The 15,630-nt window shown below is 68.8% G+C and carries 14 protein-coding genes and 1 pseudogene; 12 read left to right on the plus strand and 3 right to left on the minus strand.

The window, feature by feature from the left end:
• Positions 1-273 precede the first annotated feature (273 nt).
• The 7 genes from C1J00_RS22665 to C1J00_RS22695 all read left to right on the plus strand — a co-directional run bounded on the left by C1J00_RS22665 (position 274) and on the right by C1J00_RS22695 (position 7,795).
• Positions 274-582 (plus strand): hypothetical protein, encoded by a 309-nt coding sequence (locus tag C1J00_RS22665; RefSeq protein WP_102910895.1) that lies wholly within the window; start codon positions 274-276, stop codon positions 580-582.
• Positions 583-587: 5 nt separating this feature from the next.
• Positions 588-1,031: a hypothetical protein gene (locus tag C1J00_RS22670; RefSeq protein ID WP_146046238.1), complete on the plus strand. Its 444-nt coding sequence runs from the start codon at positions 588-590 to the stop codon at positions 1,029-1,031.
• Positions 1,028-2,431 carry a hypothetical protein gene (locus tag C1J00_RS22675; protein WP_102910897.1) on the plus strand — a complete coding sequence of 468 codons (1,404 nt, stop codon included), beginning with the start codon at positions 1,028-1,030 and terminating at the stop codon, positions 2,429-2,431. Before C1J00_RS22670 ends, C1J00_RS22675 begins: the two co-directional genes overlap by 4 nt.
• Positions 2,432-2,856: 425 nt before the next feature.
• Positions 2,857-3,954, plus strand: a complete 1,098-nt coding sequence (locus C1J00_RS22680) for a LacI family DNA-binding transcriptional regulator (protein ID WP_439333430.1) — start codon at positions 2,857-2,859, stop codon at positions 3,952-3,954.
• Positions 3,955-4,084: 130 nt separating this feature from the next.
• Positions 4,085-4,780 carry a CPBP family intramembrane glutamic endopeptidase gene (locus tag C1J00_RS22685; protein WP_102910899.1) on the plus strand — a complete coding sequence of 232 codons (696 nt, stop codon included), beginning with the start codon at positions 4,085-4,087 and terminating at the stop codon, positions 4,778-4,780.
• A gap of 550 nt (positions 4,781-5,330) precedes the next feature.
• Positions 5,331-6,311: an alpha/beta fold hydrolase gene (locus C1J00_RS22690; protein ID WP_102910900.1), complete on the plus strand. Its 981-nt coding sequence runs from the start codon at positions 5,331-5,333 to the stop codon at positions 6,309-6,311.
• 596 nt (positions 6,312-6,907) lie between these two features.
• Positions 6,908-7,795, plus strand: a complete 888-nt coding sequence (locus C1J00_RS22695; protein ID WP_245936458.1) for a hypothetical protein — start codon at positions 6,908-6,910, stop codon at positions 7,793-7,795.
• Between the two features lie 84 nt (positions 7,796-7,879).
• On the opposite strand, the pseudogene C1J00_RS48335 reads toward C1J00_RS22695, so the two are convergent.
• Positions 7,880-7,979 (minus strand): annotated as a pseudogene (locus C1J00_RS48335) (IS481 family transposase); the annotation flags it as partial.
• Positions 7,980-8,095: 116 nt separating this feature from the next.
• On the minus strand, positions 8,096-9,262 hold the full coding sequence (locus C1J00_RS22700; RefSeq protein WP_102910902.1) for an ROK family transcriptional regulator: 1,167 nt from the start codon (positions 9,260-9,262) through the stop codon (positions 8,096-8,098).
• A 350-nt stretch (positions 9,263-9,612) separates the two neighbouring features.
• Here C1J00_RS22700 and C1J00_RS22705 point away from each other — a divergent pair, with 350 nt between their 5' ends.
• From C1J00_RS22705 to C1J00_RS22720, 3 genes are all read left to right on the plus strand, one after another.
• Positions 9,613-10,962, plus strand: coding sequence for an aspartate aminotransferase family protein (locus C1J00_RS22705; protein WP_102910906.1), 1,350 nt, complete (start codon positions 9,613-9,615; stop codon positions 10,960-10,962).
• Between the two features lie 23 nt (positions 10,963-10,985).
• Positions 10,986-12,065, plus strand: coding sequence for a phosphotransferase (locus tag C1J00_RS22710; RefSeq protein ID WP_245936459.1), 1,080 nt, complete (start codon positions 10,986-10,988; stop codon positions 12,063-12,065).
• Between the two features lie 875 nt (positions 12,066-12,940).
• The gene (locus C1J00_RS22720; RefSeq protein WP_102910903.1) at positions 12,941-14,020 is read left to right on the plus strand and encodes a MerR family transcriptional regulator; all 1,080 of its coding nucleotides are present in this window, start codon (positions 12,941-12,943) and stop codon (positions 14,018-14,020) included.
• A 208-nt stretch (positions 14,021-14,228) separates the two neighbouring features.
• Here the strand turns inward: C1J00_RS22720 and C1J00_RS22725 are convergent, their stop codons facing one another.
• Positions 14,229-14,855 (minus strand): hypothetical protein, encoded by a 627-nt coding sequence (locus tag C1J00_RS22725; RefSeq protein ID WP_146046239.1) that lies wholly within the window; start codon positions 14,853-14,855, stop codon positions 14,229-14,231.
• A 183-nt stretch (positions 14,856-15,038) separates the two neighbouring features.
• Between C1J00_RS22725 and C1J00_RS47945 the strand changes: the two genes are divergently transcribed.
• A complete protein-coding gene (locus C1J00_RS47945) occupies positions 15,039-15,239 on the plus strand; it encodes a hypothetical protein (protein WP_102910905.1) in 201 nt (66 codons plus the stop codon).
• A 223-nt stretch (positions 15,240-15,462) separates the two neighbouring features.
• Positions 15,463-15,630: transposase (locus tag C1J00_RS22735; RefSeq protein WP_439333431.1), on the plus strand; the 168-nt coding region annotated here is incomplete at its 3' end.

Below are 15,630 nucleotides of genomic sequence, written 5' to 3' on the forward strand. Positions count from 1 at the left end.
CTCCCCGCCTATGCCCTCCCTTGACCATCGGCGGTATCCCCGCTCGGGACACGGGCGTTCACCCGATCCTCACGCTTCCTCCAAGCCGCTCGGTCCGGTTCGCGTCCCGGAGTTGTTCGGTGCTGGTGAGTGGCCAGCCGAACAACCGCTCACGGCGGTCGAATGACTCAAGGACGCGGCCCGGACGGGCCATGGCGCGGCGGTCCGAACCCTGCGAGGGGAGGGCTCGGGCCGCCCCGTCCGCACACACCCCCGACAGGCTGGAGGAGAGCCATGTACCGACGACATCGTGCCCGGCACCTCACCGAGGGGCTGGGCGCGGCGGCAGCACTCACGCCGACGTTCGCGACGACGACCGCACCCGCCTCCACCCCTGAACACCCGCGCGGCTTCATCGACGGTGAGGAGTGGTTCCGCTTCTCCGGCGGCGCGAACGAGGACCGGGACTGCATCCGGTGCGCCCCGTCGATGCACCGGACCATCCAGCCCGACAACGTCCTTGGAGACGGCCTGCGGAGCGCCGTCCACGAGGTGGACCGGGCGCGGGTCCACGACCTGCCCGACGACGAAAGCGCGAGGTGACGGCGATGCCGGACTCCACGACGAACCGCATGCCGAAGTCCCTGATCTTCATTCTCGTCCTGGTCTGCGTGCAGGCGATCGGGACCTTCTTCGGCGGCTGGGCGGTCATCGACGAGAACCAGAGCAAGCTGGACCACGGCCAGGACCCCCTGATGCCGATGGCCGCGGCCTGGTTCCTGGCGCTGTTCTGCTGCGGGCTGGCGGCGCTCCAGATCACCTGTGTCGCGCTGGCGCGCGGGCGGCGCCCCTGGGTGCGTGTCGCGCTCATCGTGTGCCTGTCCATCGCGGCGCTGGGGATGGTCTTCGCCGCCCTCGGTTCGCTGACCGCCGGGGCGGCGAACCTCCCGGCGTTCCTGTTCGCGTTCGCGGACCTGGCGGCTCTGCGGACGGTGAGCGGCGAGACGGGCCGCCGGTACTTCTCGGCACGCGCGGGGGTGCTGACCCCGTGACGTACGCGACGTACGAACACTCGAAAGGCTCGGCCGACCCCCTCGCGGTGGCACTCGGCAACGCCACCCTGCTCGGCATCGGCTATCTGCTGCTGCGCCAGAGGCGACTGGCGGCGATCGCCGTGCTCGGCACGGCCGTGTTCGTCGGCCTCACGGCCAGGACCGCCGAGACCCGCTACGAGGTCCTGCTGCTCGCCTGGTGGGTGGCCGGCACCGCGCACGGCTGGTTCATGGCCCGCCGCAGCTCCGAGCACGCCGTACGCCTCGGCCAGCGCGCGGGCACGCTCGCCCTCGCCCTCACGGTGGTGCTGACCGCCGCGCTGCTGCGCATCGACGCGTACGGCATCGAGAACCGCGTGACCGAGGCCCGCGCGAGCGGCGACTGCGAAGCGGCCATGACCGCGCAGGGCGAGGTCTGGTGGGGCCACCGCCTGGCGGGCGCTCCGGTGGTGGAACCCGGTGACACGGTCGTGGAGGCCTGTCACCGGCTCGACGGGGCGGCCTCCACCCTGGCCCACGCCGCACGCAGGGGCAGCACCGACGACCTGGGCCGCGGCTTCGGCACGCTCGCCGGCGTCCTGAACGACGACCCCCGCAACGAGCAGACTGTCAGAACGGTCCTGGACACCTTCCTCGACGCACTGCCGACCGACGACTCCTGCGGCACCGCCGCCCTCACCACCTGGCTCCGCGACCGCGGCCCCAGCCACGACGTCCTGGACCGCTCCGCCGACACGGCGGCCCGCACCGAACCCGCCGCCCTGGTCGGCTGCGGCGACCACCTCATGGCCGAGGACGCCTGGCCGCAGGCGCGGGAGCACTACCAGCAGCTCCTCGAGACCTACCCGGACGACTCCCGCAAGGACGAGGCACGCGGCGGCGTGCGCAAGGCGACCCTCGCCATCGAACTGGACCAGGTACGAGGCCTGGTGGACGACACGTCCGACGCGTCGTCCGGCTACTGCGCCGAACCGGCGAAATACAGCGGCGCCCCGCGCTACCGCAAGGGCTCCGGCCGCGCCCTGTTCCTCGGCGACTCCGAGTACACCGGCCGGCTCCCCGGCTCCTGGCGCACCGGTGACCCGGCCAAGGCCGCCCTCGTGGTCTGCGCTGACGAGGCGGAGAACGGAGCGGCCGTGCAGACGTGCTCCTACGAGAACAAGAAGTCCCGCTACCTCCCCCACCAGGTGACCTTCCACAAGGTGAAGATCCCCCTCAAGATCTACGAACTGCGCACCGGCAAGCGCCTCGACCCGCGTTCGGTCCAGATCGGCGGCAGCAGTTGCCCGAGCATGCTGCGCTACGAGTACTACATGTACGACCTGGGGCCTGGTGACCAGTTCGTCTCCACGTCCAAGGCCGGCGTACGGAACGCCTTTCGCCCGGTCTTCGGACGCTGATCACCCATCACCATGACCCACGACCCATGCCCCACGGCCAGGCAACCGGCCCGGACGAGCCGCAGGCGGAGAGGAGAAGGAGTCCGACGGCCGACACGGACGCATGCCGGAACGCTCTCGTGGGTGTGGTCTTCAAGGTGTCTCCTGGTGGTACGAGGTCACATGGGTCGTACGTGACTGCTGATTCCTCTCGGGACTGCGCTGTCACCCTGTCCGTCGACAAAATCCGCAGGTGGTGGCACTAGTAGACGATCCGGGGGAGGGCTTCAGCGCTCTCTCCTGACATCGATCGCAAGCTAGGGGCGGCTTCCATGGGAAGCTCAGTGCGTTGCTGGGCAACATGGCTGTCACTGAGTGGTGTGCGAGCATGAAAGCGCTGTCATGGAGGGCTCCGCAGTGCGGGCCGTCTGTGCTACCGTCCGCTCATGCCACCAGCTCAGCGGCACCCCACGATGGCTGACGTAGCCGAACGGGCCGGGGTCTCCACATCCACCGTTTCGCGCACTCTGCGCGGTCTGTCCACCGTCTCCGCGGAGGTCCGTGCCCGCGTCGAGCAGGCCGCGCGCGAGCTGAACTTCGCCGTGTCGCGACAGGCTGCAAGCCTTGTCACGGGCAGGACCGGGACCGTCGCAGTACAGGTCCCCACCCTCCGGTCGTGGTTCATGGGCGCCGCCCTGTCGAGCCTGGCCCCGTTGCTGCGGGCGGCCGACCTGGAGATGAACGTCTATGTGACCCCCGACCTGGCTGCGCGCACCTCCTTCTTCGAACGCCTCCCGGCCCGCCGCAACGCCGACGCGCTCCTGGTGTTCTGCTTCGACCTCACTGACGAGGAGGCCGCGAGCCTGGACAACCTCGGCATGCCGGTCATCTACGTCAGCCAGCACGTAGCAGGACGGCCGAGCGTCTACGTCGACGACGTGACCGCCGCTCTGCACGGCACCCGGCACCTGCTCAACCTCGGCCACCGCCGCATCGCCTTCGTCCAGACGGTGGGCGCAACCGGCTTCTCCTTCAGCTCCAACGAGAGGCTGCTCGGCTACCAGCAGGCACTCGACGAAGCAGGCATCCCACCCGACGACGACCTGGTGGTCTCCACCCTGCCCGGCGACAAGCGCGCCACCGCCCAGGCAGTCGGACGGCTGTTGAGCCTGCGCGAACCGCCAACCGCCGTCTTCGCCGAGCAGGACGAGGTCGCAGTGGCCGTCATATGGACTCTGCGCAGGGCGCAGATCCCGGTGCCCGAACGCGTCTCCGTCCTCGGCTTCGACGACCAGCCCATCGCCGACTGGTTCGACCTGACCACCGTGGCCCAGTCACCCTCGGACATCGGCCGCGAAGCCGGCGAACTGGCCCTGGCACTCATCGACGACGCCGAAGCCGACCGCGTCCGGCACGTCGTCATGCCTACACACCTGATCCCACGGCGGACGACGGCGCCGCCGGGCACGCCGCAGGCCGAGGGAGTCCAGCGCGTCCGAAACGCTCAGTCGGGGGAGGGGGACGGGATGGCGAAGCCGTCCTGATCCTCGCGCGCGCCTGGACTGTCAAGTCTCCTCAGCCGTAGGGCGCTCGCAGCGTCGTCCCGGCTCGTGGGGGGCTCGCTCGTAGCGTCGTTGCGGCTCGTGGGGTGGATTGCGCCATGCTGGTGGCACCATGCGAATGTCCTGTGTCATCGCCGTCCTGGTGGGCGCGAACCTGCTCAACAATTGGCTCGCGCCCGGCGCCTACGTACTCACCTGCGTGGTCACGGCTGCCGCGCTGCTGTTGATCGCCCGGTGGGACGGTCTCACCCGCGCCGATCTCGGGCTCGACACAGTCGCCTTGCGCAGAGGGCTGCGGTGGGCATGGGTCCTGGTCGGCGCGGTTCTTGCCGTCCTGTTGGCCGGGCTTGCTCTTCCTGTCACCAGGGAGGCGTTCGAGGACCAGCGCGCCGCGGGCCTGACTCTCGGGCAACTGCTGTGGCGGGTGCTGGTCCGGGTGCCGGTCGGCACCGTGCTGCTGGAGGAGGTCGCCTTCCGCGGTGTCCTGTGGGCCATGGTGCGGCGCCGGCGTGGTACCGGATGGGCCACGGCTGTGTCGTCGGTGCTGTTCGGGCTCTGGCATGTGCTTCCCTCGCGCGGGCTGAGCCGGGCCAACCCGGCGGCCGCGGTCCTGGACACGGGGCCGGCAGGCAACGTGCTGCCGGTCGCGGCTGCCGTCGTCGCCACGACGGCAGCCGGGATCGTCCTGTGCGAGCTGCGGCGCCGGTCCGGAAGCCTGCTGGTGCCCGCGGCGCTGCACTGGGCCGTCAACGGCTTCGGCTATGCGCTGGCCTGGGCAGTCCTCGACCAGGGGGCAAGGACCGACTGAGGGTCGCACCTGATGTGTGAAGAACTCGTTGCAACCTGAGACGGCCCGGCCGATCCAGCCCTGCGCACAGTTCGTGGCGAAACTCGCCAACCGCAGTGCTCGCTCACAGCCATCAGTGAACCCGGCAGAACACAGCACCTGCGCGACGCGCCGCCAGGCGGACGAGCGCATCGTCGGCGATGACGGTCGCTGGTGCCGAGGTAGTCGCGTCCCGCCACGTGCGCGGCGCCGGCGTCAGCGGTCCCATCGGCGGCTGACAACCCTTCAGCCGGAGCGGGATCACCACATGCCCGTCCCCAACGGCGGCCCGTTCCGCGTACCGTGGCGATGAGACCCCGCCTACACCTACGGCGTGCCGGCTGAGGCCGCAGTCGGCCGTTCAGGTCCCTGCAGAGGCCGTGTGCGCGCAGCGAGCTGTCGGGGCCTTGCTGAACCGGCAAACGAAATCGTCGTCACGGCGGGTTCTTTCGGATGATCGGCGTTGAACCGACGAACGGTGCGGTGACTGGCCGTTCGGTCGCGCAGCAGCCCCGAGGTCCTGGAGGAACGTATGTCTCAGTCCGTCGCGGGGATCACGCATCGGCTGGTTTCCTCGCCGGCAGGCCGGATTCACCTCGCGGAGCAGGGGACCGGGCCGCTGGTGCTGCTCATCCACGGCTTTCCGGAATCCTGGTACTCCTGGCGCCACCAGCTTCCGGTACTCGCGGCGGCGGGATACCGGGCGGTGGCCATCGATGTCCGCGGCTACGGCCGCTCCTCCAAGCCGTCCGCGACGGATGCGTACCGGATGGTCGACCTGGTGGAGGACAACGTCGCGGTGGTGCACGCTTTGGGCGAGGAGACGGCGGTGGTCATCGGCCACGACTGGGGTGCGACCATCGCCGCGAACTCCGCCCTGCTCAAGCCGGAGGTCTTCCGCGCGGTGGGACTGCTGAGCGTTCCCTACACGCCCCGCGGCGGGCCCCGTCCCAGCGGCATCTTCGCTCGGATGGGCGGGGATGAGGAGTTCTACGTCTCGTACTTCCAGGAGCCGGGCCGCGCCGAGGCCGAGATCGAACCCGATGTGCGCGGCTGGCTCGCGGGCTTCTACGCAGCCCTGTCCGCCGACACCATGCCCGCACCCGGCGCTCCCGATCCGCACTTCGTCAGCAAGGACGGGAGGTTGCGGGACCGGTTCCCCAGCGGCCGGCTGCCCGCCTGGCTCAGCGAAAGAGACCTCGACGCCTACGCCGGGGAGTTCGAACGCACCGGCGTGACCGGAGCGCTCAACCGTTACCGGAACATGGACCGCGACTGGGAGGACCTCGCCGCCTTCGACAGCGCCCCCATCACCCAGCCGTCCCTGTTCATGGGTGGCAGCCTGGACGCTTCGACAACATGGCTGGCCGATGCGATCAAGGCCTACCCGGTCACGCTGCCGGCTTTGGTCTCCTCCCACCTTCTCGACGGCTGCGGCCACTGGATCCAGCAAGAACGCCCCGGCGAGGTCAATCGGCTCCTGACCAGCTGGCTCGCCGCCCTGCCCGCCTGAACGCGGCGGTCAGCCAAAGCCGTCGAGACGAACTCGTCGCTCCGCCCAGCGTCACAACGACAGCGGCGATCCGGTCGTCGCCGCATCCTGCGTCCATCCGCCTCGGTGTACAGCCAGCCTCATCGGCGAAGGCAGAGGACCGCAGAAGGGATGAGGCACAGTTACAGCGTCTCCGTACGAAGCTGTAGCGCAGACTCCACCGCCTTCCAGGCAGCCGGTTGCCGTCCGGTACCGGTTACCAAGGTGACCGCGCCACCGCTGTCTGATACATCTGTGGCCGTTGTCATGTCCGCCGACCGGCGGCATCGGGACCCGCAGGAGCGGGCAGGGGGCGGGATCAAATGACGTATCGGCATGTGCTTGGACCGGCGTTCTTCGGGGCGCTGTTGCTGGCTGGACTGCTCTGGTGGGCGGGCTCCAGTGCCCACGCACTCAGTTTGCCCGGTGCCACGCGATTCTTCGGCCCCGACCAAGCAAACCGCCTGTTGGCGTGGACGCTGCCGTGGTCGACCGACCTCCCGTCCTCGACGCAGTTCACCCGTCCTGCGGGCGCGGTCGGTCATGGCGCGGACTATGCGGCTCTGAGTGAGACCGCCATGCGGGTGCGCTACGCCGCGCTCGTCCTGCTCTTCTCGTGCGGCGCGCTGCCGCTGTTGCGTCGGCTCTCGGGCCGAGGCGTCAGGCGCGCTGTCGTCTCCGTTGCGGCGTTATGGGGCTGGGGCATCGCCGCGGCCATGCTCGCTGTCACTGTCTCCGCGCCATGGATGGTGGCTTCCGGCGGCTCGGCGACTTTCCGGCTGCTACCCGGCCTCGCGAGCGCCATGTCTCAGGGCCGCGAACTCCCGGTGGGCGCCGCCTTGGTGGCGGCAGCGGCGACCACCGGCCTCATGACCCTGCTGTGCCGCGAGGCGACCTCAGAGCCACGCCCGGTCGTGCCGACCACGGCCACTGCACGACTCGCCGCGACCCTGGGCACTGTCGTGGTCGCCTTCGCCCTCATCGTGCTCTCCAACGACCGGGTCGCCGGGCGCATCCAGTCCGGGTTCGGGAGCGGAGGACGGCTGTCCGAGCCCGGTGATCTGCTGCGGCAGTGGGTTCAGCTCAGCGCCTGGACCATGCCCACCAGCCCCGCCTCCGGGCGCTGGCTGCTGTACCGGCTCGGCGACGTGGTGCTGCTCGCCCTCGTCTGGTGGGGACTGCGGCTGCTGGCCGTCCTGCTGGACCGCGTGACCTACCCCGCCTACGCGCTCGGCTCCGTCGCCGCCACCACCCTCGGCGTCGTGGTGAGTGGAATCTGGAGCTCGCTACTCTCCTACCAGGGCAGCACCGGCGGGCCACTGCTGTACTACGTCTCTGTGGGCTCAGGTGTGTCTGCGGCGCTCGTCTTCGGCATCCTCGCCGGCAGTGTGAGCGCACTGACCGTGCGACTGCGCACCCGCCCGCACCCGTCCTCCCCAGCCGCGGCCCAGGCCCAACCGGCCTGACCGTTCCCGGCGTTCTGCTTTCGGCAGCAGCGGCTCAGGGAGGCGGCGGGAGCGAGTTGTGTCGAGTCACGCCGAGACAGGCCGGGCTTGCTGCCAGGCGAGGCTTGTGGGCAGGCCAGGCGTTGTCGGTGAGGACCAGCTCGATGCGGTCGACACCCGCTGTGTGGGAGGAGGCTGGGGCGCGGCCCGGGGTGTTGAGCTCCATCTGATGGCGGGCACCGGTCATCGTCTGTGACCCGAAGTGTCTCGCCTGTTGGCGGTCGGTTCAGAAGGCCGGTGGGGCCTGCTCCGTGAGCCGGTTCAGAAGGCCGGTGCGGCCCGTTCCGTGAGCCGGCTCTGTTGCCGTGCTCCGAGGACGGCCTCACGCAGCCGTTCCTGAGCGATCGTCAGGCACGCATACACCGCTCCTTGTGCCGTCGACAGACCGATCAGATGGGGACCTGTCCTGATCTCCGGCACCGCCGGAAGGCTCTGATCGAGCCGCTCGCGCACCTGGGGAAGGACGACGTCGACGAGCGGGCGCAGCCGGCCCACGAAGTAGACCGACTCCGGGTCCAGCGTCACCGCGACGACGCTCACAGCGGTCACGATGGCCGTGGTGAATGCCTGCAGCACCTCGGCATGCGGCGTCTCGGTGTGCGGCTGCAGCCAGAGATCCTCGATGCGTTCCAGGTCGAGCCCCTGCGCGCGAGCGAACCGGAGGAGACCTCGCGTGCTCAGCAACTCGTCGAGGTTCTCGTCACCGACTCCGGAGGAGAGCACACCGATGTCGCCGAATGTGGGTGTACTTCCCCGGGCGAGCTCATGATCCGTGCAGCTGGCGAAGTTGAGTATGGTGCTGACGCTGAAGAGCGCGGCGTTCCTGATGGTTGTGTCGTCGGTGAGGATCCCGAGCAGGGACGCGTTGGCATCGCTGTCGAGGAGTACGGGGGCCTCGATCAGGTTTTCGACGGCTTGCTGGAGGCCTGAGCCTGCGAGGGGTCTCATCGACTCCGCGGGGCCGAGGATCTCCGTGCCGCCCCGGACTCGGCCGGGCACTGCGGCGACGATCTGACGCAGAGGGCCCTGCGCCGATCCGGCGGCCTGCGCGATCAGGTCGACCAGCCATCGGGCGGCATCCTCGACCTCCTGGTGAGCGGCGGTGGGAACCGTCACGCGCTGGATCTCACGCCCCCTCAGGTCGGTCACCAGCACACCGGTGGTCTGGGCGCCGAAGCTGACACCGGCGACGTGCCCGGTCGTGCCGGGCAGGTCCAAGTAGGTGGAGCGGCGGCCGCGGCCGGTGATGTCGTCGACCCCGCCGTCGACGACGAAGCCGTCGGCACGGAGCTCTTCCACCGCTCTGGACACCGTGGCCTTGCTCAGGCCGGTCAGCTCGATGAGCTTGTTCCGTGTCAAGGGCGCGTGGGAGAGGACCACGTCGAGTACTGATGCCTTGTTGTAGTCGCGTGAGGTCGGGTTGGTCACCTGACGACCATATCGAGCCCTGTACGCCGATCGGGCAGGGACCGGCCTGGACGGTAGGACCAAGGGTTTCGCGTCTGCCGCCTTGTCGGACGGTTCTCGACTCATCTGTCATGCACTCCGCAGATTTCCTGGAGCGATCCGTCTGTGGTCAGCCGCTCCAGAACGCCCGGACCGTCCTCGGGGTCGCCAGTTCGAGGAGGCAGGGGTCAGATCCGGCGCGTCGGGCCGCCATGGCGGCATGGTCACCACGGAAACAATTCCAGTTTCAGGTTGGAACTGGAAAGAATAGTGGTATGTTTCCGGCCAACGCAGCGAGCAACCCCGGAACAGGACTGAAGGTGTACCTGCCGATGACTTCAACGCTGAGTCGGGCCATCGCCCACTACCCCAACCGGTTCGACCCCGGGGTAGTGAGCAAGCTCCCCGAACACCTCCAAGAGACCATCCGGCGCCGCAGCAAGGCGCTGGGCCCTGGCTACACGCTGATCTACAGGGAGCCGGTCGAGTTCGTCTCCGGTTACGGCGCCCACCTGATCGACCGTGACGGCAACGACTACCTCGACGCCTACAACAACGTCCCCTGTGTCGGGCACGCCCACCCTCACGTTGCCGAGGCCGTCGCCCGCCAGATGGCGGTGGTCAACACCAACACGCGCTACGTCCAGGAAGCACTGGTCGACTACGCGGAGCGGCTCCTTTCGACCTTCCCCGAGGAGCTCTCCAAGCTGAGCATCGCGTGCAGCGGGTCGGAGGCGAACGACCTGGCGGTGCGCGTGGCCCGGTTCCACACCGGCGGCGAGGGCATCATCGTCACCCGCTGGGCCTACCACGGCATCACCCGGGAGGTCGCGAGCTTCTCCCCGACCCTCGGCGCGGGCTCCCCGCTGGGCCCGAACGTCCGGCTCATCGACGCTCCCGACCCGCGCCTGGTCGCGCCGGGATCTACGCTCGACGAGCACATGAGGCAGCAGGTGCGCGGCGCGGTCGACGACCTCGAGCGGCACGGCTACCGGCTCGCGGCCCTGATCACCGACTGCGCCCACAGCAGCGACGGCATCTTCACCGACCCCCCTGGCTACATGCGGGCCGTGGTGGAGGAGGTGCATGCGGCCGGCGGTGTCTACATCGCTGACGAGGTCCAGTCGGGATTCGCCCGGCTCGGGGAGTCGATGTGGGGCTTCAGTCGCCACGGTGTGCTGCCGGACATCGTCACCATGGGCAAGCCGATGGGCAACGGCCTGCCGATCTCCGGTGTGGTCTTCCGCCCCGAGATCTGCGAGGAGTTCGGACGCAACGTCCGCTACTTCAACACCTTCGGCGGCAGCTCCATCCCCGTGGCCGCCGGCGCCGCGGTGCTGGACGTCTTCGAGAAGGAGAACGTGCAGCAGCGCGTCCTGGAGAACGGCAACGCGCTGCGCGCGGGCCTGCGTGAGATCACCAAGAACTCCCCCTACGTCGCCGAAGTTCGCGGCGCCGGCCTCTTCGTCGGCGTGGAAATCGTCAAGGACCGCCAGACCCTCGAGCCGGACCGCGCGCTTGCCGAAGACGTCATCAACGACATGCGCGACCGGCACATCCTGATCAGCGGTACGGGCACGTCGGCGAACACACTGAAGATCCGCCCCCCGCTGGCCTTCGACTCCGCCGATGTGACCCGATTCCTGGAGACCTTCGCCGAGGTCGCGAAAAATCGTTTGTGACAGGCTGGCCGAAGGGATTGACGGTGAACACCTCACCCGCTCCGACCTATGCTCAGCGGCTCCTCAAGGAGAGTGGCCTCACGTCCTCCCACGAGCCCATCGACGTGATGCTGGTGAGCATCTTCCTCGAGGAGCACTTCTGCCTCAGCGGGCGCTTGGCGGCACTGGCGACCGAGAAGGACGACACGTTCAGACTCAGCACCGATTCGAGCAACTACCTCGTGAAGGTCTCACCACCTGACGAGGCGGAGGCGGTTGTCGCCCTCCAGACCGCCGCGATGCGCTACCTCGAAGCCACCGCTGCGCACTTGCCCGTCCAGCGGGTGAAACTGACCGCCGGCGGAGACGACCATGTCACGATCAGGCTGAACGACGGCAGGCCTCGGGTCCTGCGGGTGTTCGACTTCGTCGAAGGCCAGGTCCTGGCCGATACGAACCCGGACGCGGGGCGGCTCGCCAAGGCGGGTGAGATGCTGGGGCTGATCGACGTGGCGCTCAGGCCGTTCACGCACCCGGCGGACCGGCGAGGTCTGGCATGGGACATCCGGCATTTCCACCAGCTGACTGAACTGGTCGAGCACACGCCGAGCGCCGAGCACCGCCAGTTGGCCCAGTCGGTCTTCCGGCTCTTCGGCGAAAACGTCGCCCCGAGGCTGAGTGATCTCGAAGCCCAAGTGATCCACGGTGACTTCAGCCCTTACAACATCGTGGTGGATCCAAAGAGCGATCACTTCGTCACCGGCGTTATCGACTTCGGCGACACGGTGCGCAGTGCTGTGATCTTCGATCCCGCCGTTTGCATGGCGAACCTGCTCGGCAGGACGCCGGACCATCCTTGGCGGGAGGCCTGCGCCTTCGCCGCAGGCTACCAACGGGAGCGGCCGATCCGGGCTTCGGAACTCCCACTGCTTCCGGTTGCCGCGCTGGCACGACTCACACTGCGTGCACTGATCACGAACTGGCGCGCGGAGCGCGCACCCGAACGGCGCGAGTACCTCCTCGGTCACGCCAAGAACGACTGGGCCAATATCGGGCGTTCCTTGACCGTGAACCTCGACGACGTCGTCGCGCACCTCAGGGGCACCCGCCACGGGCATTCCTGAACAGCCGTCCCGAACATGCGCGGTCGTACAAACCCAGGGCGTACTGCGGCGCCCGCCCCGGGCAGCGGGGCGGGCGCCGCAGTACGCGGGTCAGCACTGCTTGCTGCGTGACCGGCGCACCGCAGGAGCACAGACGTACAAGCAGTGGTCGTTTGTGGCCGCCCAGGCCGTGGTGGACCGAGTGATGCAACGCCCTTGAGCGGCCGCCCCAGGTCGCTCTGTCGCAGCGCTCGGCGCCCGGAAACCTCACCAGGGCGTCGAGCGGCTGCGGCGCGCCCGCCCCGCCGAGGCAAGGCCGGGACCGCAGCGGCCAACCATCTCTGAGCAGGACGGGTGTCGGCTTCGTCCACGTGAAGTGGCTCCGGCTCGCTTTCCGTCGAGGGCTGGTTGACCGTAATGTCGATCTCCTATGCGGTCCAGCGCGCCGAGAGCCACTAGCTCAAGACGGCTTCGGATCCCCATGCGAAGGAGTGGACAGCCGCCCTGCAGCAGAAGTCACGGGAGCTCGTCCGACACATGGCGCCCTTGAGCCTCATCTCAGCACCTACGGCACCTGGGGAACGTGGCCCTACGTGTAGCAGGACACGCCTGCGGAGGAGATCGCAGCCGCCTCGGCCGAACATCTGGCGCTTGAGCGTCCTGATTCGGTTGAAGACACTCGGCCAACACGGCCTCGACCTTCAACGGCGCCATCATCCAGACCGGCACCGAGTCCCACCACCTCGCCCACACCAAGGACCAAGCCGAACAAGCCCAGGTCATCTGAGTGGGGGCATCGGACGGGGCCACACAGAAGGCCTTGGTTGACCTTCACCCTGGGGGAGCCCACAGCATCAGTGGGCCGGGCGACGCGCTCGGCATGAGGAGGAACGAGCATGGGGTTGCTGACCATCGGGGCGTTCGCGAAGGCGTCCCGGCTGTCGCCGAAGGCACTGCGTCTGTACGACGAGCTCGGCCTGCTGACCCCCGCGCGCGTTGACCCGGTGACCGGCTACCGCCTCTACGCACCGGAACAGCTGGCGCAGGCCAGGCTCGTCGCCTGGCTCCGCCGCCTTGGAATGCCGCTGGCCCGTATTCAACACGTCCGCACGTTGAATGCAGTCGCGGCAGCCCAGGAGGTCCGCGCGTTCTGGGCCCAGGTCGAGGCCGACACCGCCGCACGGCGGGACATGGCCACCTTCCTCATCGACCACCTGTCCCGGAAGGACTCCGCCATGTCCCCGACCGCCAAACCCCTGGGAATCCGTTACGCCGCCGTTTCCGACAGGGGCCTGGTTCGCGAGAGCAACCAGGACGCCGCCTACGCCGGACCCCGGCTGCTCGCCGTCGCGGACGGCTGTGGCAGCCAAGGAGCGCCTGCCAGCGCCGCCGCCATCGGCGCGCTCAAGCACCTCGAAGCCGACAGCGTCCCGGCCGGCAGTCTCCTCAACGTCCTCGACGACGTCATCGAACAGGCCAAGCAGGCCGTCCACAACATCGCCGGGAGCGACTCCTCCCCCGGAGACACCGGCACGACACTCACGGCAATGCTCTGGACGGGGTCGCAGCTGGCTCTCGTCCACATCGGCGACACCCGCGTCTACCTCCTGCGTGACGGAGAACTGTTTCAGATCACCCACGACCACACCCTGGTTCAGTCGATGGTCGACGAAGGACGCCTCAGTCCGGAAGAAGCCGCCTTCCACCCTCAGCGGTCGCTGTTGGTCCGAGCCCTGGGCCAAGGAACCGACACCACTCCGGACATGCGCCTTCACGACGCCCGGCGGGAAGACCGCTATTTGCTCTGCTCCGACGGCCTGTCGACCGTCGTGCCGACCCAGGACATCCGCCGGGTGCTCTCCGCGATCATCGAACCCGAGCAGGCCGTCCGCGAACTCATCGCCCTCGCCAATGGCTCCGGCGGCCCAGACAACGTCAGCTGCGTGGTCGCCGATGTCATGGAGCTCCAGCAGTAGGAGCGAGCGGCATGCACTTCGAGTTGCACCAGATCCGCTCCCGAGAAGTCATCCGCGAAGCCGACGCCCACCGACTCTGAACCGTATCGGCTCTACCTGCAACTGCGGGGAGGGGACCGGACGACGGCTTCATGGTCGAAGTCAGTTCGCAGGCGCCCTTCGCCACGGGCGGGGGCGGCTCGGGAGATGCGAGCCGCCCCTCAGTGATCTAGGCGTTCGGCCAGAACTGCGCGATGTAGCGCTCGACTCCGTGCACCACACCGTGCTGGGTCTGCGCACAAGCCGCCTCGCGGCCGGTGCACACCACTCGCACCGTCCAGACGCCGGGCCCGTCCGACAGTGCGATCGCCTCCGGCATCGGTCCTGCCGCCATTCCCCTGGCGCGCAACCTGCCCGAAGAACAAACGATGCCGGCCAGAGCTGTCTCGTCCCATTCTCCGGCCGGCACCGCAGGTTCCCCGTCCCAGACCTCCACCGTCAGGGACGCGGTGTGGGTGTGCCCGGCACTGCAGAAATCGAGGCGCCCAGGGCGAGCAGTGAGGAACGTGTCGCTCTCGAAACCCTCAGGGAACGGCACAGGGACCTGCGTGTCGTCGAAGTCCTGCAAGGCCCATCCGTTGTAGTCCACATGCACCGGATACTCCTGGCGCCTGATCAAGTCGGCCACGTCACCCACCCCTTGTCGTCGTCTGGTGCGAGGGGCTCCATCGTCGTCGATCTCCGGCCGTGAAATCACCGCGGAACCGGCCTTCACACGGCGAGGCAGCGGTAGCCGCACGGGCAGGACATGGGCCTCGGCGCTTTTCGACAGACCATGCACGGCTTGCTCAGTCATTGGGACTTCTCGCCGTCGTCCAGTGTCTGCTGGGCGGCCGGCAGCCCGACTGGCCGTTGACCGCGCCCGCGGTATCGACCCGCGCCCCGTCGTCCCCCGCTCCCTGCCCGAGTCCGCGACCATACGCTGCACCTTCCCCCGGCCCTGGACGGAGGGGACGTCCGCGCCGCGCTCCTCGCACTCGTGGTCCGCCTCGGCAGGGTGCTGCGTCGGCGCGGCCAGGCGGCCCGCGCCGCGACCCTGCGGTTGTTCGCCGGCGGCAGCCGGCGGGAGAGGAACCGCCGCCCGGGCGAGCCCTCCGTCCACGACGACGATCTGCGCGCCACGGCTTACCAGTTGACGGATGCCGTCGGTCTCCAGCGCTGCCGCCCGGCTGGTGGATAGTCCTCAGAGGCGAGGACCTCGTCGACGCCGGCCAGGTCGCCCGGTAGATCAGCCTCGATGACGCCCGCGAACCCGGCTGGTGGCTGAAGCAGCCGCCGACCGCGTCCAGCGACAAGTACGGACCTGCCGTCATCGGCCCGCCGGGCCTTGACCCCGGATGTTGGACACCGGAGACACTTGGATCTTGATGGTCCGGGTGGACAGGAGTCCTGCACAGATGGTGATGAAGCACTACCCGCCGGAGTTCAAAGCGGACGCGGTCAGGTTGTACCGGTCGAGGCCGGGAGCGACGATCAAGGCGATCGCCACCGATCTGGGGGTGAACCCGGAGACGCTGCGGAACTGGATCCGGGCCGCAGGCGCGGGCCATGGCCGCGGCCGGACTGAAGGG

Origin of the sequence: Streptomyces cahuitamycinicus (assembly GCF_002891435.1) — a bacterium.
GTDB lineage: Bacteria > Actinomycetota > Actinomycetes > Streptomycetales > Streptomycetaceae > Streptomyces > Streptomyces cahuitamycinicus.